This window comes from Dactylosporangium maewongense (assembly GCF_039531485.1).
Classification (GTDB): domain Bacteria; phylum Actinomycetota; class Actinomycetes; order Mycobacteriales; family Micromonosporaceae; genus Dactylosporangium; species Dactylosporangium maewongense.
The window spans coordinates 141,415-161,638 of the sequence record NZ_BAAAQD010000001.1 but is presented as its reverse complement, the minus strand read 5'-3'; the positions used below and the strand labels follow the sequence as shown (position 1 = coordinate 161,638).

Annotated in this window: 15 protein-coding genes; 4 read left to right on the top strand and 11 right to left on the bottom strand. The window is 72.2% G+C overall.

Annotation, left to right across the window (positions count from 1 at the left end):
* Positions 1-15: 15 nt before the first annotated feature.
* Entirely contained in the window at positions 16-1,977 is a 1,962-nt protein-coding gene (locus ABD332_RS00740; protein ID WP_344498359.1) for a tetratricopeptide repeat protein, read from the top strand.
* Here the strand turns inward: ABD332_RS00740 and ABD332_RS00735 are convergent.
* Together ABD332_RS00735 and ABD332_RS00730 are read right to left on the bottom strand one after the other, a co-directional pair.
* Positions 1,971-5,972, bottom strand: a complete 4,002-nt coding sequence (locus tag ABD332_RS00735) for a bifunctional nitrate reductase/sulfite reductase flavoprotein subunit alpha (protein ID WP_344498357.1) — start codon at positions 5,970-5,972, stop codon at positions 1,971-1,973. The genes ABD332_RS00740 and ABD332_RS00735 overlap by 7 nt on opposite strands.
* Before the next feature lie 135 nt (positions 5,973-6,107).
* Entirely contained in the window at positions 6,108-7,481 is a 1,374-nt protein-coding gene (locus tag ABD332_RS00730; RefSeq protein ID WP_344498355.1) for an MFS transporter, read from the bottom strand.
* Positions 7,482-7,507: 26 nt separating this feature from the next.
* Here ABD332_RS00730 and ABD332_RS00725 point away from each other — a divergent pair, with 26 nt between their 5' ends.
* Positions 7,508-8,455 carry a winged helix-turn-helix transcriptional regulator gene (locus tag ABD332_RS00725; protein ID WP_344498353.1) on the top strand — a complete coding sequence of 316 codons (948 nt, stop codon included), beginning with the start codon at positions 7,508-7,510 and terminating at the stop codon, positions 8,453-8,455.
* Here ABD332_RS00725 and ABD332_RS00720 read toward each other — a convergent pair.
* The 7 genes from ABD332_RS00720 to ABD332_RS00690 form a co-directional block, all read right to left on the bottom strand.
* Complete coding sequence (locus ABD332_RS00720; protein WP_344498351.1) at positions 8,445-8,903, bottom strand: pyridoxamine 5'-phosphate oxidase family protein; 459 nt, start codon at positions 8,901-8,903, stop codon at positions 8,445-8,447. The genes ABD332_RS00725 and ABD332_RS00720 overlap by 11 nt on opposite strands.
* Positions 8,904-8,943: 40 nt before the next feature.
* Positions 8,944-9,360 (bottom strand): hypothetical protein, encoded by a 417-nt coding sequence (locus ABD332_RS00715; protein WP_344498349.1) that lies wholly within the window; start codon positions 9,358-9,360, stop codon positions 8,944-8,946.
* Between the two features lie 369 nt (positions 9,361-9,729).
* Positions 9,730-9,870 (bottom strand): hypothetical protein, encoded by a 141-nt coding sequence (locus ABD332_RS00710; protein ID WP_344498347.1) that lies wholly within the window; start codon positions 9,868-9,870, stop codon positions 9,730-9,732.
* Positions 9,871-10,256: 386 nt separating this feature from the next.
* On the bottom strand, positions 10,257-10,823 hold the full coding sequence (locus ABD332_RS00705) for a DUF4240 domain-containing protein (RefSeq protein ID WP_344498345.1): 567 nt from the start codon (positions 10,821-10,823) through the stop codon (positions 10,257-10,259).
* Positions 10,824-10,862: 39 nt separating this feature from the next.
* Positions 10,863-13,229, bottom strand: coding sequence for an FtsX-like permease family protein (locus ABD332_RS00700; RefSeq protein WP_344498343.1), 2,367 nt, complete (start codon positions 13,227-13,229; stop codon positions 10,863-10,865).
* 25 nt (positions 13,230-13,254) lie between these two features.
* Entirely contained in the window at positions 13,255-13,923 is a 669-nt protein-coding gene (locus ABD332_RS00695; RefSeq protein ID WP_344498341.1) for an ABC transporter ATP-binding protein, read from the bottom strand.
* A complete protein-coding gene (locus ABD332_RS00690; protein ID WP_344498339.1) occupies positions 13,923-14,447 on the bottom strand; it encodes a PadR family transcriptional regulator in 525 nt (174 codons plus the stop codon). Before ABD332_RS00690 ends, ABD332_RS00695 begins: the two co-directional genes overlap by 1 nt.
* A 275-nt stretch (positions 14,448-14,722) precedes the next feature.
* On the opposite strand from ABD332_RS00690, the gene ABD332_RS00685 reads away from it, so the two are divergent.
* Positions 14,723-16,570 (top strand): glycoside hydrolase family 9 protein, encoded by a 1,848-nt coding sequence (locus tag ABD332_RS00685; protein WP_344498337.1) that lies wholly within the window; start codon positions 14,723-14,725, stop codon positions 16,568-16,570.
* A 76-nt stretch (positions 16,571-16,646) separates the two neighbouring features.
* Here the strand turns inward: ABD332_RS00685 and ABD332_RS00680 are convergent, their stop codons facing one another.
* Positions 16,647-17,603 (bottom strand): small ribosomal subunit Rsm22 family protein, encoded by a 957-nt coding sequence (locus tag ABD332_RS00680; protein ID WP_344498335.1) that lies wholly within the window; start codon positions 17,601-17,603, stop codon positions 16,647-16,649.
* Positions 17,600-18,538 (bottom strand): DUF389 domain-containing protein, encoded by a 939-nt coding sequence (locus ABD332_RS00675; protein WP_344498333.1) that lies wholly within the window; start codon positions 18,536-18,538, stop codon positions 17,600-17,602. Before ABD332_RS00675 ends, ABD332_RS00680 begins: the two co-directional genes overlap by 4 nt.
* Before the next feature lie 78 nt (positions 18,539-18,616).
* On the opposite strand from ABD332_RS00675, the gene ABD332_RS00670 reads away from it, so the two are divergent.
* Positions 18,617-20,035, top strand: coding sequence for a WGR domain-containing protein (locus ABD332_RS00670; RefSeq protein WP_344498331.1), 1,419 nt, complete (start codon positions 18,617-18,619; stop codon positions 20,033-20,035).
* Positions 20,036-20,224: the final 189 nt, after the last annotated feature.

Here is a 20,224-nt window from a genome sequence, read left to right as displayed (position 1 = left end):
TGCGACGATGGGATCGTGGACGTCAAGGGCCTGCAAGCCGGCTCACACAACACACAGATCAACCATTACGCGGCCGCCCCGCCGCCGCTCGCCTGGCCGCTGCTCGTGGGCCGCGCCCCGCTGCGCGCCGACGCCTTCCAGTCCAGAGGTTCCCTTGTCGCCGTCGCGTCGCCGGTACTGGTGGGCGACGGCGGCACGGGGAAGACCCAGCTCGCCGCCGCGCTGTTCGAGCAGGCCCGCGCCGACGGCACCGACCTCGCGGTCTGGGTCACGGCATCCTCGCGCACCGCGACGCTGACCGGCTACGCGGACGCCGCCGGCGCCCTCCGCCTCGCCACCGGCGACGTGGAGCGCGCCGCCGCCGCCTTCCTGACCTGGCTCGCGAACACCGACAGGACCTGGATCGTGGTCCTGGACGACGTCGCCGACCCCGCCGACCTGCGCGGCCTGTGGCCCTCCGGCCCGACCGGCCGCCTCGTGCTGACCACCCGCCGCCGCGACGCGGCCCTGCGCTCCCGCGGCACCGTGATCGACGTCGACGTCTTCACCCCGGCGGAGTCGGCCGCCTACCTGACGGCCAAGCTGGACCGGGACGACCCCGACGCCGCGGCCCTGGCGGCGGACCTCGGCCACCTGCCCCTCGCCTTGGCGCAGGCCGCCGCGCTGATCGTCGACGACGCCCTGACCTGCGCCGAGTACCGCTCCCTGTTCGCCGACCGGACCAGCCGCCTGACGGACCTGTTCCCGAACGCGACGGGCGACGACCACGACCACGAACTCGCGGCCACCTGGTCCCTGGCCGCCGACCGCGCCGACGCCCTCGCCCCGGTGGGCCTGGCCCGCCCGATGCTGCTACTGGCCGCCACCCTGGACCCCAACGGCATCCCCGAATCGGTCCTCACCAGCACCGCGGCGTGCACCTACCTCGGCGGCACGGCACAGGATGCCCGCAAGACCCTGCGCAACCTGCACCGCCTGAGCCTGATCTCACACAACGCCACCGACCCACTGCGATCGGTGCGGATGCACGCCCTGGCCCAACGGTCCGCGATAGAATCGGCGCCAGGCGAAGACCTGCGAGGCGTGCAGCGGGTCGGCGCCGACGCGCTGCTGGAGGCGTGGGAGGCGGCAGGGCAGTCGACGTCGATCACGGCGCGGTTCGTCGCCAACGGCAGGGTCTGGGCCGACCGACTGGACTCGCCGGATGCCGCGATGTTCCTGCACCCGTTCGTGACCCGGGTCGGCGAGTCCGCCGGCGAGATCGGGTTGCCAGAGATCGCGCAGGCCTACTTCTCCGAAATAGCGGGCATCGTCGGCCAGCTCTGGGGTGACAGCCACCGCGGCACCTTGGCGTTGCGGTATCGGATCGGCTACTGGCAGGGCGAGCGAGGCGACTTCCCCGGAGCGGTGTCCTTGCTGGAACAGGTCCTGGCAGATCAGACCCGGATCCTCGGCACGGCGCATCCCGACACGCTGCGCACCCGGGGCAACCTGGCCTACTGGCGCGGGCACGCCGGCGACCCTGCCAGGGCCGCTCGCGAAACCTCGGAGGTCCTCTCCATTCTAGTGCGGACCCCCGACATCGAGGCATCGACGGTCCTGAGCACGCGGCACAACCTGGCGCACTGGCGGGGGCTTGCCGGGGACCCGCAGGCCGCCGCCGAGGAGAGCGCGCGGCTGCTCGTCGACGCCGAGCGCGTGCTCGGGCCCGATCATCCTGACACGCTCGACACCCGCCGGAACCTCGCGCACTGGCGGGGGCTCGCCGGCGACCCGGGCGCGGCCGTCGAGGGCCTCGATGCGGTCCTCGCCGACTATGTACGCGTGCTCGGCGCGGATCATCCCGACACGATGCAGGTGCGGGAGAACCTCGTACATTGGCGGCCTCAGGATCTCGACGCGCTGCTCGCCGACAGGACCAGGGTCCTCGGGGCCGATCATCCGCACACCGTGCGGACGCGGCGGATACGTCAGTAGACGTCGCGGACGTAGCGCTTGTCGGCGGCGAGCTGCTTCACATAGGCCTCGGCGGCGTCCGGGGTCAGGTGGCCGTGGGCGACGGCGATCTCGCGCAGGGTCCGGTCGACGTCCTTGGCCATGCGGCTGGCGTCGCCGCAGACGTAGAAGCAGGCGCCGTCCTGGAGCCAGGACCACAGGTGGGCGCCGTGCTCGCGCATGCGGTCCTGCACGTACACCTTGTTGCGCTGGTCGCGGGAGAACGCGAGGTCCAGGCGGGTGAGGACGCCGGTGTCGCGCAGGGCGAGCAGCTCGTCGGCGTAGTAGAAGTCGGTGCCGCGGCGCTGCTCGCCGAAGAACAGCCAGTTGGCGCCGCGGGCGCCGCGCGCCTGGCGCTCCTGGAGGAAGCCGAGGAACGGGGCGACGCCGGTACCGGGGCCGACCATGATCATGGGGGTGGCCGGGTCGGCCGGTGGGCGGAAGTGCGGGGCGCGCTGGACGAAGACCGGCACCGCGCCGTCGGCGGGCAGGTCGGCGAGGAACGTCGACGCGACGCCCTTGCGGATCTGGCCGCGGCTGTTCGCGAAGCGGACCACCGACACCGTGAGGCTGACCCGGGTGGGGTCGAGCAGCGGCGTCGAGGAGATCGAGTACTGCCGCGGCTGGAGCCGCTTCAGCACGCCCGCCCACTCCTGCGCGGTCGCGTCGACGGGCCACTCGGCGATGACGTCGATCGCCTGGCGCCCCCACGTCCACTTCGCCAGCTCGCCCTGGTTGTCGGGGCGCAGCAGGGTCTTCAGGTGCGGGTCGGTGTTGCGCTCGGCGACGAACCGCAGCAGGTCCGGGCTGATCTTCGCGATCTCCAGGCGGCGGTGCAGCGCCTCGGCGAGCGGCAGCGTGCCGTGCTGGGCGACCTCGACCGGCTCGTCGGCGCGCAGGCCCGTGACCTTCAGCCACTCGTCGACCAGGTCCGGGCAGTTGACGGGCCAGACGCCGAGGGAGTCGCCGGCCTCGTACGGCAGGACGCCTTCCTCGGACTCGAACGTGAACTGCCGCACCTCCTTCGCCGAGCCGGGCAGGCTCAGCAGGCGGTTGCCGGTGAGCCGGGCCGTCAGCGGCTGGTTGCGGGTCGGCACCGGCGGTGGCGCCGCCCGCCGGGCCGGCGTGGCCCGCAGCGCGGCGATGACCTGGTCGAGCCAGGCGCTGGCGGCCGGCTGGTAGTCCGGCTCACAGTCGACGCGGGCGGTGAGCCTGGTCGCGCCGAGCTCGCTGAGCCGCGCGTCGAGGCGGCGGCCGTGGCCGCAGAAGTCGTCGTAGTTGGAGTCGCCGAACGCGAGCACGGCGTACCGGCGGTCGTCGAGCCGCGGCGTGTCCGGCCCGCCGAGCGACTGCCAGAACGCGGCGCCGTTGTCGGGCGCGTCCCCGTCGCCGAACGTGCTGGTGATGATGAGCAGGTCCGCCGGCCCGGCCAGGGTGTCGACGCCGACGTCGGCCATGCTGCGCACGCTCGCCCGCCAGCCCGCGTCGGCGAGCCGCCGGCCGACGACGCCGGCGAAGTCCTCGGCGTTGCCGGTCTGCGACGCCCACAGCACGTGGACCGCCGGGCCGGCCGCCTCCTCGGGCGCGGCCACCACGACCGGCGCCGCCGCCGGCACCCGCGAGTACCGCCCGGCGAGCAGCCCGTTCACCCACAGGGCCCGCTCGGGCAGGATCGGCGCCGACGCCGGGAGCACGGGCACGGTCGTGTGATCCGGCGGGGCGGCGACGAGCGCGTCCAGGAATCCGGCCAGATACCGCTTCTCATCGTCGGTGAGCTGCGGCGGTACCGGCGGCAGACCCAGCATCTCGCGAAGGCCCGGCTCGTCCGGAGGCAGGTCCGCGACCCTGGCCAGGGACACGGCGCAGACCTTCAGCTCCGGCTGGAAGGAGATCGGGTCGACGGCGTCGTTCGTGACGGCGTTGACGCTGAGGTACTCGCCGAACAGGTCGTTCCAGTGGAACGGCGCGAAGCAGCCGCCCGGCATCACCCGGTCCGTCACGACGGCGGGCAGCACCGCGCGGCCGCGGCGGGACGCGACCTCGACCCGGTCGCCGTCGGCGATCCCGAGGCGCGCGGCGTCGGCCGGGTTCAGCTCCACGAACGGGCCGGGGTTGAGCTTGTTGAGCTTGCCGACCCGGCCGGTCTTCGTCAGCGTGTGCCACTGGTGCTGCACGCGGCCCGTGTTGAGCAGGAACGGGTAGTCGTCGTCGGGCAGCTCCGCCGCCGGCAGGTGCGGCCGCGCGAAGAAGACCGCGCGGCGGCTCGGCGTCGCGAACGCCAGTCGCGGCCGCGAGCCGTCGGGCCGCTCGTGCAGGTGCTGGCTGACGCCGTCGTTGAGGTAGCGGATCGGGTTGCGGGCCCCCGCCCCCGGCGGCGCCGGCCATTGCACCGGGCCGTCGCGGAGCTGGTCGTAGCTGACGCCGCGCAGGTCGTACCCGGTGGCCGGGTTCCAGAACGCCCGCAGCTCGGCGAAGATCTCCTCGGCGCTGCCGTAGTCGAAGGCCGCGCCGTGTCCCAGCTCCGTCGCGATGCGGGCGATCAGCTGCCAGTCGGGCAGGGCGTCGCCGGGCGGGGTCACGGCGCGGTGCACGAGCGTCAGGTTCCGCTCGGAATTGATCATGGTGCCGTCGGTCTCGCCCCAGATCGTCGCGGGGAGGATCACGTCGGCGTACGCGTTGGTCTCGGTGTCGCCGTACACGTCCTGCGTGATGACCAGCTCGGCGGCCTCGAGGCCCTCGATGACGGTGCGGCGGTTGCCCACGGACGCGACGGGGTTGGTGCAGATGATCCAGCAGGCCTTGATCTCGCCGTCGGCCATCCGCTGGAACATGTCGACGGTGCCGGTGCCGACCTCGGTGCGGATGGTGCCGCGCGGCAGCCCCCACTGGTCCTCGGCGAACGCGCGGTCCTGCTCGACGAGCACCGAGCGCTGCCCGGGCAGGCCGGGGCCCATGTACCCCATCTCGCGGCCGCCCATGGCGTTGGGCTGGCCGGTGAGCGACAGCGGCCCGCTGCCGGTGCGGCAGATCGCCCCCGTGGCGAGGTGCAGGTTGACCAGGGCGTTCGTGTTCCAGGTGCCGTGCGTCGACTGGTTCAGCCCCATCGTCCAGCAGCTGACCCAGTTCTTCGCTGTACCGATGAGCGCCGCCGCTTTGTGCAATGACTGTTCGGAAATGCCGGTTATTTCGGACACTACCGAGGGTGGGTAGTCGGCCAGGAAGGCGGGCATGGCGTCCCAGCCCTCCGTGTGCGACTCGATGAACTCCTCGTCGGTGTGGCCGCCCTCGACGAGCAGGTGCAGCAGCCCGTTCAGCAGCGCGAGGTCGGTGCCGGGGTTGACCTGCAGAAACAGGTCGGCCTTGTCGGCGGTGGCGGTGCGCCGTGGGTCGACCACGATGAGCTTCGCGCCGGCCTTCATGCGGTCGAGCATCCGCAGGAACAGGATCGGGTGGCAGTCGGCCATGTTCGCGCCGATGACCAGGAACACGTCGGCGTGGTCGAGGTCGTCGTACGAGCCGGGCGGCCCGTCCGATCCCAGCGACAGCTTGTAGCCGCTGCCGGCGCTCGCCATGCACAGCCGCGAGTTCGACTCGATCTGGTTGGTGCCGATGAAGCCCTTCGCCAGCTTGTTCGCCAGGTACTGCGCCTCGAGGGTCATCTGCCCCGACACGTACAGCGCGACGGCGTCTGGCCCGTGCTCGTCGATGATCGCCCGCAGCCGCCGCGCGGTCTCGGTGATCGTGGCGTCGAGGTCGGCGTCCTGCGGCGCGGCACCGCGCTCCCGGCGGACCTTCGCCGTGCCGAGCCGCCCGGGCGCCGCGAGCATGTCGGCGCTCGTCGCCCCCTTGGTGCACAACCGCCCACGGTTGGCCGGGTGCTCCTTGTCGCCGGCCGCCTTCAGCGCGGTCCGCCGGCCGTCCGGCCCGGTCTGGATGTCCAGCACCATCCCGCAGCCGACGCCACAGTACGAACACACCGTCCTGACCTGCGTGCCGAGTGCTACCACAACCACATCCCTCCGCCCGGCCGACACCGTCGCGTCGACCGTGACGCTGCGGGCAGCCTAAGGAGAGCGCGTTACACGCACGTCACGCCGTTCATCGCCACCCCGTTACACGTGCCCCACATCGACACCGCCCGAGCTGTGAACGACCTCGCCGCCGTCGCGCGGCGCGCCTTGGAAGTCGTCGGCGCTCGGCGCGTCCTGGAAGTCGTCGGCGCTCGGCGCGTCCTGGAAGTCGTCGGCGCGAGGCGCCTTCTGGAAGTCGGTCAGGTCGCGCAGCCGCCGGACGGGCGACAGGACCAGCGCGAGCGGGGCGGCCAGGGTCGCCGCGGCGAACAGCCACAGCGTCGTGCGCCCGTCCAGCGCGCCGGCCAGGGCACCCGCGACGAGACCGCCGACGGGGATCGCGCCCCAGGACACGAACCGGACCGTGGCCATGACCCTCGGCAGCAGGTCCGGCGGGCTGGCGATCTGGCGGTAGGTCCGGGTCGTGACGCTCAGCACGACCACCCCGCCGGCGAACACCACGTTGCCGGCGGCGAACGCCACGAACGCCGGCCAGCCGGCGCCGACCGGCACGAGGGCCGCGCCGGCGACCGCCGCGAACCCGGCCCAGACCAGGGCCCTGGCGGATCCGAGCCGGCCCGTGATCCGCGCCGTCAGCGCCGCGCCGACGAGGGACCCGACGCCCTCCGCGGCGAGCAGCAGGCCGACCAGCCCGGCGGGCGCGTGCAGCTCGCGCACCAGGTACAGCGGGTACACGGCCAGCTGCGCGCCGCAGACGAAGTTGACGGCGGTCGCGGTCCACATGCCGGGGCCCATCACCGGATGGCGGACCACGAACCACCATCCTTCCCGGATCAGCCCCCAGGCCGGCCCCGTCCCGGCACGGACCCTGCCGCCCCGAACCGGCAGGGTCCGCAGCAGCGCGGCGGAGACGACGAAGCTGGCGGCGTCCACCAGTACCGTGGCGACGGGACCGAACAGTTGGACGCAGAACCCACCGACGGACGGCCCGCCGAGCTGGGTGGCGGCGTGCGTGGCCGACACGAGGCTGTTGCGGGCCTGCAGCCGCTCCCGCTCGACGATCTCCGGCAGGAAGGTCGCGTTGGCCACGTCGAAGATGACGTTGGCGAAGCTCACGACGAGTGCCACCGCGACCAGCTGCGGCACGCTCAGCCACCCCCACCACCAGGCGAGCGGCACCGACCCGACGGCGGCGGCCCGGGCGAGGTCCGCGCCGACCTGCACCCCACGCAGCGGCAGCCGCTGCACGAACACCCCCGCCGGCAGCCCGATGACCAGCCACGCGAGATAGCTCGCCGCCGCGATCAGCCCCATCTCGAACGGGCCCGCGTCGAGCACCGTCAACGCCGTCAGCGGCAGCGCGACCGCCCCGACCGCCGACCCGACGCTGCTGGTGGTCCCGGCCGCCCACCAGGTCCAGAACAGCGTCTCTTTGCGTTGCGAAGTGAGTTCCATAATGGAACGGACTATAGTCGGTAAGCATGGACCGCGCTGCCCTCGCCGACGCCGACTGCGGCATCAGCCAGGCGCTCGGCGTGATGGGCGACGGCTGGACGTTCCTGATCGTGCGGGACATCGCCGGCGGCACGACCCGCTTCGACGCACTGCAGCGCACCCTCGGCGTGAGCCGGCGCGCCCTCACCGAGCGCCTCGCCCGGCTCGTCGAGCACGGGGTGCTGCACCGGCGGCAGTATTCGGCGCACCCGCCGCGCTACGACTACCTGCTCACCGCGAAGGGCGAAGGGCTGCTGCCCGTGCTGGTCGCCCTGCAGGACTGGGGCACCCGCCACGTCATGGGCTCAGGCGCCCTGACCGCGACCGCCGCCTCTGCCCCCGGCTCCGCCTCTACCTCCGGCTCCGGCTCCGCTTCCGGCTTCGGCTCCGGCGAGGTGCGCAGGGTGCACGCCCTGACCGGCCGCCGCCTGCCCGCCGTCACGCTCACCGCACACGACGGCACCCCGGTCGACCTCGGCACCCCGGTCTCATGGATGTTGCTGTACTGCTTCCCCGGCGCCTTCGCCCCGGACGCCCACGGTTATCCGCCCGGGTGGGGCGACATCCCCGGCGCGCCCGGCTGCACCCTGGAGTCGCTGACCTACGCCGACCGCCACCCGGCGTTCCTGGCGAAGGGCGTCGCCGTGCACGGCGTGAGCACCCAGCGCCCCGACCAGCTGGCCGCGTTCGCCGCCCACGCCCGCCTGCCGTTCCCGCTGCTGTCGGACCAGGACCTCATGCTGACCGCCGGCCTGCTCCTGCCGACCTTCCGCGCCGCGGGCGTCGACCGCCTCAAGCGGCTCACCCTGCTCGCCGACCCTACGGGCGTGATCCGCGAGGTGCAGTTCCCGATCACCGACCCGGCCGCCTCGGTCGACGAGATCCTCGCCCGCGTCCCGGCCCCTGACACTTCTCCGGCGCGCCTTACAGCGTGACTGCGGCCCGCCCGTCGGGCCGGCTGTCGGGGTCGAGCACCCAGTGCTCACGGATCGCCGCCCGGTACATCCGGTAGATCCCGTCACCGGTGACCTCTTCGATCCTGACCAGCCGCCCACCCTTCGGCACCGCCGCGGCACCATACGCCGCCGCGACCTCCGCCACGGCCTCCCCGGAGACCTCCTCCGCCACCCCACTCATGTACACGGCGAACGCCCCACCCACCTCCACCCGCGAGTCGAACACCACCATGCTCACCTCGGGCCGCACCGCCAGGTTCCGCGAGTGCAACGCCTCCGGCGACGACATCCAGACGAGTTCCCGATACCCGTTCATCGTGTAGAAGACCGGCGACACCCAGGGCTTCCCACCCGCGTCCGCGGTGCCCAGCACCACATACCGCCCCTCGTCCAGCACACCCCGCGCAGCATTCTCAAACCCGGCCATACCAACACCGTATGCCAACCCCCGGCACCCGCAGACGCCGTCAGCGCGTCAGGACGAACGTGACCTCACCCGGACCGGCCGGATCGCGGACCCACACCTCAACCTCCACCAACCCTTCGGGCACCGGAACCCAGTGCTCGACGGCGCTGACCGTCATCCCCGCATCGAGACCGGCCGGCCCGACCTCGAGACGTCCCGCGTGCACCAGGCTCCAGCCATCGAGCACGGGCCGCCCGTCGTACACGCGGACAGTCACCGGCCCGCAATCATCACTCCAGGTCGCGACCAGCATCATGCCCGGCCCGGACACCGCCGTGTGCGGCCCACCGCCCCACTCCGGCACGCTGCAGTCCCCACCGGTCACGGACAACCTGATCTGGCTGTACTCGGGCTCGATGCCCACCTCAAGCAACAGCTCACCTTCCGCCATCGGCTGATGATGCACGACCACGCCCACGCAAGAAACCACGCACGCACCCCGCGCCCGCCGACAACAACCAACCCCCGCCGCGATCAGGCAAGCAACAGGAGCAGCCAGCACAAGCACGCGCGACCACACCACGCACGCACCCACGCCCACACAGCGCGCCACCTACACCTCCCCCACCCAGCCCGAAGCCGCCCCCGTCGCCACGGCGGGCAAAACGCGGACCGATGCCGCGGACTCGAACCAGGCAACGCCACTTGCCGTCGTGGTCGGGACTGTGGTCGGCGTGGATGGGGCGTGGCCGGTGTCTGGGCCGGCCGCGCACACCGCGGATCCGTGGCGCCGCGTCGAGCAACGGCAGCAATTGACCAACGTCGCTGCGGTGATCGTCGGTCAGCGTCACGGCGAACGGGACGCCGACGCGTCGGTGATCAGGTGGCGCTCGCTGCCCAGCTTGCCCCGGTCGGCCAGGATCGGGCTGGTGTGCTGCCCCGTTGAGCGCACGCAGGTGCGAAGGGCGCCGCCCGGATCGGCGTGCACGCCGGCGATGAGTCGACGGCCGCCGCGGACAGGTCGCAGCTCGCGGCGGAGCTCGGTGAGCGCAGCGGCGCCACCAGCTATCCAGCCGCCCGGCGGAACGTGGCTCGGCCAGGATCAGTTCGTGTGGCTGCTGCCAGACGCCGGGCTCGGGCGACTCCTGCAACCGCCGCCAGCAGGTAGCGCCGGAGGTCCCGAACGCGGCAGCCGGCAACGCGCTTCACGACACTCCGGTCCGGGCCGCGAAGCCGAGACACGCTGAACTGATCTCGAAGGCGCGGCGCACGCGACGGTCGTGGCGAAGTCGACGGAGCTGGACGCAGTGCCCGGCCACTGTGTGTGCGACGTTGTCAACGCTCCGGCGGTCGCCGCGGTCAGGAAAAGGGCGGTCAGGACAGGAACAGGGCGGCCAACCGGGGCAGGTGCAGCCGCATCTGCTCGTCGTCCTCGAGGTCCCAGCGCTCGCCGCGAGCCGGTGACGGACGGGTCGGCGACCGGGTGGCTAATGCCTCGTCGTAGCCGGACGGGGAGCCGGTGCTGCGGGTGTAGGCCGTGCGGGCCACATACAGCATCGCCTCGCAGCCGAGCCAGCCCTTGCCGGTGGTCGCCATGCGCTGGACCACCGGCAGGTCGGCGAGGGAGTCGGGGGCGGCGACGGCGGCGTCGAACGCGGACCGGCCCTGCAGCATCAGGCCGGCCCGGAAGTCCATGAAGCCGTCGTCGCCGCAGCCGCCCTCGATGAGATAGGCGGCGGCCCACAGCGGAGCCAGAAATGCCGAGTCGAAGACCGAAGAGAAGCAGCGCCCGAACGCGACGATCGACGAGGGCGGCAGGGCCGCGACCCGCGACAGCACCTCGCCCGGCAGCGGGTCGTCGGCCGAGTCACGATCCCCCGCCGACGACCCGCATGCCGCCCTCGCTTCCTCGATCAGGCCCCACCACTCCCGCAGCTCCATGACCGACACGCTAGCCCCGGGGTACGACAGAAATCGCCGCTACTCGAAGCGCAGCCCATCGGGGCGCATGAGGCGCCACAGCGCGGGCAGGCTCGCGGTGGTGACGAGCAGGACCACCCCGCCGGCGATGCCGCACACGATCGCGATGCCGGTCACGTCGGCGTGGAAGGGCACGTCGACCGTGGCCAGGAGCATGGCGCCCAGGCCGAGGCCGAGGCCGGTCGCCAGCACCAGGCCCAGGACGACCGGGAGCAGGGTCTGCCAGAGGATCGACCAGCCCAGCGTGGAGCGGCGGGTGCCGAAGGCGACCAGCGCGGCCAGGGTCCGCCGCCGCTCGCGCAGCTGCTCGATCGTGCCGACCAGCAGGCTCAGCCCGACGAGCAGCAGGGTGACGGCCGATCCGGCGAACAGGCCGCGGCGGATGCTCATGAACGTGCTGTCGCGCACCTTCGAGCGCAGGATCGACACGTCCATGGCCGGGCTGATGGCCATCGCCGCGTTGCGCAGCCGCTCCTCGGCGTCCAGGCCGGCGGCCGGGTCCAGGTGGACGTAGGACTCGAAGGTGGGCTCCGCGCGGGCGGCCGGCGCGGCGCCGGGCGTGACGAGGATGCCGTCGACGTCCTGGCCCCACGGGTCCTTGCGGGCCTGCGCCCGGTGCGCCGTCGCCGGCACGGTCCACTGTGGACCTTGCGGGGTGGCGGACGGGTCGCCCATGCGCACGGTCCGGCCGATGAGGTCGGGACGGTCCAGCACGAACACGTCACCGTCCGCGCAGCGCTCCAGCGCGGCCATCTCGCGCAGCACGTCGCAGTCGCCGACCCGCACTCCCACGAAGTCGTCGTCGCTGATGGAGGCGATGTCCCTCCTGTACGTGCGGACCGACGTCACTCCGGAGGCCCGCAGCTTCGCGTCGATCCCGGCGGCGTCCTTGGCCGTCGTGATCGGGGACACGGTGAGCAGCGTGACCGCCTGCGCACGGGTCGGGTCCTGCCCGGTGTTGATGGTGAACTCGGACTCGGCCGCGGCGAACAGCATCTGCAGCGCGATCGTGCCGGCCGCCGCGACCGCGATGGCGCCGACGGCCCGCACGGAGCTGCCGCCGGACAGTTGCAGGCGGCGCACCGCCATCTGCCACGACACGCTCCCGCCGGCGCCGAGGCGGCCGACCAGCCGGTCGAAGACCCACGGCAGCAGCAGCGCCACGCCGAGCAGCAGCAGCGACACCCCGCCGACCGCCTGCCACGGGTTGAACTCGCCGTGCTTGCCGGTCAGCGGCGCGAGCAGGCCGACGCCGGCGAGCGGGACGAGCACCCGCCACCACAGGCGCCGGTGGGTGCTGGAGGTGGCGCGGCGCACGACGCCGAGCGGCTCGACGACCACCCGCCGCATCGCCACCAGGGTCATCGCCAGCGCGGCCACCGGCACGGCCACGACGAGCAGCGCGAGCAGCGGCAGCGGCGGGCGCACGTCGGAGCCGTACACGCTGAGGTCGGCGATCTCGAACACCTCGACGAACTGCCGGCCGGCGAGGAAGAAGACGCCACCGGCGAGCAGGCCGAGGGTCGCGCTGATCACCGCCTCGCCGCCGGCGATCCGGCGGGTCATGGCACCGTCGGCGCCGACGAGCCGGACGGCGGCGAGCCGCCGGTCGCGCTGCTCGCCGCCGAAGCGGGTGGCGGCGGCCACGAACATCGCCACCGGCATGAGCAGCACCACGAAGATGACCACGACCAGCATGAGCAGGAAGGGGTCCAGCGGACGGTGCACGCTGCGGCTGCCGTACGAGTCGATGCGCTGGACCTGCGGCTGGCCGAACGCCAGGTCGCCGCGCTGGGCGTAGAACACCAGCTCGTTCGGCCCGGAAAGACCGGCCTTGCCGATCGTGCCCGCCACGGTGCCGGGCATCCGGTCGCGCAGCAGCGCGCCGTCGGAGGAGGCGAGCAGGTCCCGCAGCGCCGGCGACACGAGCATCGTGCCGGGCGCCGGCATCGCCTGCACGCCGGGCGGCAGCACCGGGTGGGCGCCGTCGGCACGGACGAGCCGGCCGCGGACGTTCTTGCCGTGGAAGGAGGTCGCGAGGTTCAGCGTCAGCACGGTCGTGTCCCCGGCCGGCAACTCGTCGCCACCGTACCGGTCGTCGTCGCGGGCGGCGGTGCGGTCGCTGCGCGCGTCGAGCATCGTCGGGATGGACACGGACAGCAGCAGCACCGCGACGCCGAGGCCGACGCCGACGGCGGTGAGCGCGGTGCGCAGCAGCCCCTCCCGGCCGCCGCTGAGCGCGAGCCGGACCCCGAGGCCGATCTCCGTCGCCCAGCGCCGCAGCCGGCCGGCCTGCACGGGACCGTCCTCCGGCGCGTGCCGGCCGCCCCCACCGAGCGCCACGGACGGCGAGTCGATGGCACTCATGCCGCCACCTCGCCGTACATCGCGATCATGACTGCCTCGCCAGGTCGAGGGCCTTGCCGTCGCGGACGACGATCTCGCGGTCGGCGTAGGCGGCGACCCGGGCCTCGTGCGTCACGAGCACGACGGCGGCGCCGGTGTCCCGCGCCGCCTCGGTGAACAGGCGCATGACCCGCTCGCCGTTGAGGGAGTCCAGGGCGCCGGTCGGCTCGTCGGCGAAGACGACCCGCGCGCCGGTGACGAGCGCCCGGGCGACGGCGACGCGCTGCCCCTGGCCGCCGGACACCTCGCCGGGCCGCTTGCCGGCCACGTCGGTGATCTCCAGGCGCTCCAGCCACCCGGCGGCGCGCCGCTGGGCGTCCTTGCGCCGGTGGCCGGACAGGCGCAGCGGCAGCGCCACGTTCTCCAGGCAGGTCAGCTCGGGCACGAGCTGACCGAACTGGAACACGAAGCCGAACTCGCCGCGCCGCAGCGCGCTGCGCCGGGCGTCGGACATCGCCGACAGCTCCTGGTCACGGTAGAGGACCTGCCCGCCGTCGGGGCGGACGATCCCGGCGAGGCAGTGCAGCAGGGTCGACTTGCCGGAGCCGGACGGCCCCATCACGGCGACGACCTCGCCGGCCGCGACCGACATGGAGGCGCCCGACAAGGCCTGCGTGGATCCGAACGACTTCGTCAGGGACACGGCGGAGAGCATCAGGCACGCACCTTCCGGGCCAGGTCGTCGAGGCGGGCGGCGGTGAGCTCCAGCCAGCGCAGGTCGGCCTCCAGGTGGAACAGGGCGTGGTCGCAGATCAGCTGGTCGGCGAGGTCACCGCCGGTCTTGCGGCGAGTCAGCTCGCGCATGAGGCGCAGGTGCTCGGCCCGCTGCGTGTCCAGCAGCTCGGCGGCGGGGCGGCCGGTCAGCAGCGCGAGGATCACCTTCATGTAGAGGGTGTTCTGCAGGTACGGCTCGGGCTTCTCCGGCGAGGCCAGCCACTGCTCGACGTCCGTGACGCCGGCCTGGGTGATCGCGTAGCGCTTGCGGTCGGGGCCCTCGCCGGGCTCGACGCTGTCGACGGTGACCAGGCCGTGCTTCAGCAGCCGGGACAGGGTCGAGTAGACCTGCCCGTAGGCGAGGGGGCGGTCGCTGCCGAACCGCTCGTCGTAGGCCCGCTTCAGGTCGTAACCGTGGCGGGGCTGGGACTCGAGCAGCCCCAGAAACGCTTGACCGATGGACATGAGGGCGACTGTACACCATGTGTATACCTACGTTGTATACACACGTTGTAGAGCCACTGAGCTGGGCGGATGCGCAGAACGTCTCATGCGTTTGGAGGAGACGATGTGCCAACCGCCGCCGTGCTGAGTGGCCTAGGTCACAGCACGGCCGTTTTGTCCAATTCAACCGGCATGTCGCTCGGTAGGTTCGCCCGGACACGCCGCTGATCACCCAATTTCTCCCCCTGGAGGAACGGTGGCGCGGGTGCTGCAAACCCGACCGAGAAGGAGAGCCGGTGCGCCTGCCGACCCTGTCCAACAAGGCCAAACTCGCTGCCGTCGCGGCGATCGTGGCGGTTCCCGCCGTCGCACTGCCGATCGCGTTCGCCTCCAAGGACGGCGGCCTGCCCGGCGTCGGATCCGGTGGAGCCGACGCCGCGTACGCGTTCCCCGCCACCCCTGACCAGATCCCCGACACCCCGGTGCGGGTCAACCAGGTGGGCTACCTGCCCAACGGCCCGAAGCTGGCCACCGTCATCAGCGACTCGAGCACCCCATTGCCGTGGCAGCTCAAGGACAAGGCCGGCGCCGTCGTCGCCTCCGGCGAGACCACCCCGCACGGCATGGACCCCAGCTCCGGCCAGAACACCCACACCGTCGACTTCAGCTCCTACAAGGGCAGCGGCAGCACGTACACCCTGGAGGTCGACGGCAAGGCCAGCCTGCCGTTCGACCTGGACCCGAAGGCCTACCGCCAGCTCGCGATCGACGCCATGTCGTTCTACTACCCGCAGCGCAGCGGCGTCGCCATCGACAACAAGATCGCGCCCGGCTACGGCCGCGCCGCGGGCCACACCGCGGAGACCCCGAACGGCGGCGACACCAAGGTGCCGTGCGCGCCCGGCTCCTGCGACTACACCCTCGACGTGACCGGCGGCTGGTACGACGCCGGCGACCACGGCAAGTACGTCGTCAACGGCGGCATCTCCGTCGCGCAGCTCATGAGCTCCTACGAGCGCTCCCCGAAGGCCGCGAAGGCGCGCGCCCTGCGCCAGCCCGAGACCGGCGGCAAGGCCCCCGACGTGCTCAACGAGGCCCGCTGGGAGCTCGACTTCCTCATGAAGATGCAGGTCCCGGCCGGGCAGAAGCTCGCCGGCATGGCACACCACAAGGTCCAGGACGTCGCCTGGACCGGGCTGCCGACCGACCCGGCCGCCGACACGCAGCAGCGGGTGCTCAAGCCGCCGTCGACCGCCGCGACCCTCAACCTGGCCGCCGCGGCGGCGCAGGGCGCCCGGGTGTTCAAGGACTACGACCCGGCCTACGCCGAGAAGCTGCTGACCTCGGCCCGCGCCGCGTTCGCGGCGGCGCAGGCGAACCCGAAGGTCTACGCGCCGGACTCCGACTCCACGGGTGGCGGCGCGTACGGTGACACCGACGTCGACGACGAGTTCTACTGGGCGGCGGCGGAGCTGTACATCACCACCGGCGAGAAGAAGTTCTCCGACGTCGTGACCGCGTCGCCGGTGCACAAGTCCGACGTCTTCGCCAACGCGTTCGACTGGCGCGCCGTCGGCGCCCTCGGCCGGCTCGACCTGGCGACGATCGACAACAAGCTGGGCGACCGGGAGCGGGTGAAGGCCAGCGTCGTCGCCGGCGCCGACAAGCACCTCGCCACGCTCACCTCGCAGGCGTACGGCCAGGCGTACGCGCCCAACGGCGGCTACGACTGGGCGTCCAACAGCCAGATGCTCAACAACCTCGCGGTCGTCGGCACCGCGTTCGACCTCACCGGCGAGGCGAAGTACCGCGACGGCGTCCTGACCGGCATGGACTACATCTTCGGCCGCAACGCGCTCAACCAGTCCTACGTGACCGGCTACGGCGAGAAGGCGTCGAAGAACCAGCACAGCCGCTGGTACGCCAACCAGCTCGACCCGAAGCTGCCCAACCCGCCGCGCGGCACGCTCGCCGGTGGACCGAACTCGTCGCTGCAGGACGAGGTCGCCTCGGCGGCGCTGAAGGGCTGCAAGCCGCAGCTGTGCTACATCGACGACATCAAGTCGTGGTCGACGAACGAGCTGACCATCAACTGGAACTCGTCGCTGTCGTGGGTCGCCTCCTTCGCGGCCGACCAGACCTGACCCTGACCGCCTGAACGACGGGCCCGGCCGATCACCACGATCGGCCGGGCCCGCTCGTCGTCGGCCGCCGCGGCGGTCACTCCGATGGCTGGGGCCATTCGTCGCCCCATTGAGCGTCCCGGGCCTGCTTGTACCGCGGACCCTCCCGCTTGGAGACGAGCGTCGGGCCGACCGTGGTGTCCGGGTTGCAGACCTGCAGCGTGACCAGCCCTTTGCGGAACGCGGGGTGCCGCACCACCCGCCCCTGCTCGTTCGTGACCGCCACATCTTTCGTGGCCGCCACGTCTTTCGTGACGGCCACGTAGGAGAACTTCTCGTCCTCGTAGCCGAGCTCGGCGGACTTGAGCCGGCGGTGCAGCGCGGAGCGGTTGATGCGGGCGGTGAAGTGGCACCAGTCCTTGCCCGTCATCCCGCACGCCTGCTGGTGCGGGCAGGGCGCGGCCACGGTCCAGCCACCCGCGATGAGGCGGTCTCTCGCCTCGAGGATTCGCCGGTACCCCAGCGGGGTGCCCGGCTCCACGATGACCACCGCCTGCTCCGCCGCCGCGCCAGCGGCTTCGACGAGGTCACGCTGGGCGTCCTCGGTCAGCTCGCCCAGCACGTACGACACCAGCACCATGTCCACAGTGGACAACGGCTCGCCGAGGTGCCACTCCTGCCACGTGGCCCGCGGGAGCATGCGCTGGCCGAGCTTCAGCGCCTCCGGCACCTGGTCGAGGACGGTCATCTCCTGGATGCCCGGGAACCGCTCGAGGGCCGCCCAGGTCGCGGCGCCCGAGCCGCCGCCGACGTCGAGGATGCTGCGCGGGTCGACGCGTTCCCCGAGCTGCGCCAGCACGGCCTCTACGGCGGCGTGGGTGGCCGGCATCCGGTAGGCGGCGTACGCGGTGGCGTCGACCATGTTGCGGATCAGCGGCTCGTCGGCGGGGCGGCCGCTGCGGTAGTCGGCGATGAGGCGCTGCACCGACTCGGCGAGCCGCTTCGGCGGGACTGGCTCCAACAGCCGGTCCAGGGCTTCTCTGAGGTCCGTCACTGCCGTGCCGCCTTCCTTGCCGTCATGGTCCAGAACCAGCGTTGGGCGAGCAGGGTCAGCAGGCCCGCCGTGATGATGGCCGCCAGGTTGAGCAGCAGCTGCACCGCCGAGCCGAGCGCCTCGTCGGGCACCCAATACGCGATGGCGACGGCGATGTTGGCGGCCGCCGGCACGGTCGTCACCGAGATGAGGACGCCGATCAGCGGGCCGGCCTTCGACGACGTCAGCGACAGCATGCCGGCGATGCCGGCGAGGAAGCCGACCACCCAGGACAGGGCGTCGGGGCGCCAGATGAAGTCCGTCATCGGCCGCTCCTGCAGCAGCATGCTCCGGTCGACCAGGCCGGCGAGGTCGAGCAGGAACGTCGCGCCGACCGTCGCGAGCATCGCCGTCACGAAGCCAACAGACAGGGCAAGCGCGGATTTCTTCACAAATATTGGCCTTTTTCGAACGATTCCCACGCACAGTGCGGCAAGGGGGCCGAACTCGGGGCCGACCACCATCGCACCGACGATGAGGATCGGCTGGTCGAACAGCACACCGATGCCCGCGATGATCGCCGCGATGGCGAACATCAGCAGGTACGTGCCGGACAGCTCCGTCTCGTCGCCCGTCTTCTGCTCGATCTCGTCCCAGACGACCGCGTCGCCGGCCAGCCCGGGCGCGGCGTCGGCCGCGGCGGCCGCCACGTGCGACAACGCCACCTCGACCTGGTCGATCGCGATCGAACCGGTCTCGTGGATCTTCAGCTTGCGCAGCGCCGACAACACCGGGCTGCCGGCCTCCCGGACGACGTCGCAGAGCACCAGGTCGCCGTCGGGCTGGCGGGCCGCGCCGGGCAGCACGACCAGGTTGGTCGCGCCGGGGGCGGCCTCGATGACCCGGACGACGTCGTCGGTCCGGTCCGGTGGGGAGATGACCCGCAGATGCAGCACGCCTGCGATTTTTGTCGGTGGTCGTCGCTACGCTGTCGGCGCCCCCTCGTTGGTTCGTACTTTGAAAGGCCGTGACCGATGCCCCAGACGACCTATCTCGAGCTGTCCGAGGACAGCGGCAGCGCCCACAAGTTCTATGAGGTGACCGTCGACGGCGCCGAGATGTCGATCCGCTATGGCCGCATCGGCGACCCCGGCACCTTGAAGACCACCACCTACCCCGACCACGCGAAGGCAACCGCCGAGGCCGCGAAGAAGATCGGCGAGAAGTCCCGCAAGGGCTATGCCCCGGCCGTCGCCGGCCAGCGCGCCAAGCGTTCCGTCTCCCGCCGCGTCATCGTCAGCGCCCGCTCCACCGCGAAGACCGCGCCGCTCCTGTGGCGTTACAAGTCGGGCTCCTCCGCCTTCGGCATCTTCGTCGACGACCGCGTCTGCATGGTCGGCAACGAGGCCGGCGTCGTCACCACCCTCACCCACGACGCCCAGGTCGAGCGCCAGTTCCAGCTCCCCGACGGGGTGAAGTGCATCGTCGCCGACGACGACTGGCTCTATGCCGGCTGCGACGACGGCAACGTCTATGACCTCTCCGGCAAGGTCCCGCGCCTGGCCTATTCCATCGCCCCCGACATCGACATCTACTGGCTCGACATCCACGACGGCGTCCTCGGCGTCGCCGACGCCAAGGGCGGCATCTGCAGCATCGACCACGAGGACGACTTCCTCTGGCGCCGCCAGGGCAACGGCTCCAGCGGCTGGATGGTCCGCTGCGACGACAACGCCGTGCACCACGGCCACAGCAAGGGCGTCACCAGCTATGACTGGCGCACCGGCAAGGAGCTGTGGAACCAGCCCACCCGCGGCGCCGTCCTCTTCGGCTGGCAGGAGCGCGACACCCTCTACGCCGGCATGTCGTCCAACTCGGTCCTGTCCTTCACCAAGAGCGGTCAGACCGCCGTCACGTACCGCTGCGACAACACCATCTACTCCTGCGCCGCCGCCCCCGACGGCCGCTACGTCTTCGCCGGCGACTCCAGCTCCTCGGTGTATTGCTTCGCGGCCGACGGCACCCGCCTGTGGAAGCTCGGCACCGGCTGCGGCAGCGCCTACTCGATGCAGTATCACGCCGACCGGCTCTACATCGTCACCACCGACGGCTCCCTGGCCTGCATCGACGCCAGCGAGGAGGCCGTCCGCGCCGCCGAGCAGGGCGTCGTCCCCGAGTATGTCGACGTCAAGGCCCCCCGCATGGAGGCCGTCGCCCCCTCCACCACCGTCGAGGTCGCCACCGACCCCAGCGACGGCATCATCGTCGAGTGCTTCGAGGAGGGCGGCCGCCTGCGCATCCGCGTCGTCTCCCCCGGCTACCACCAGGACTGGCAGGTCCAGTTCCCCAAGGGCATCCGCGAGGCCCACGCCCGCTATGTCGTCCCCGAGATCCGCGAGGCCTCCCGCGGCGGCTTCTACCGCGCCCACGGCGACATCCGCCGCCTCGTCTGACCCGAGCCCGCCGCGCGCCGGTCCGAGGGCCTCTCCCCCTCGGCCCGGCGCCTCTGTCCACGCACCCGCTCCAACCACACACCCGCCCAGCGCTCACCCACACCCCCGCCTCAGTCGCACCCAGCCGGCACCGCGCCCCGGCCTGGCACGACACCCGGTCCTGGCACGGTGCCCGGCCTGGCACGACAC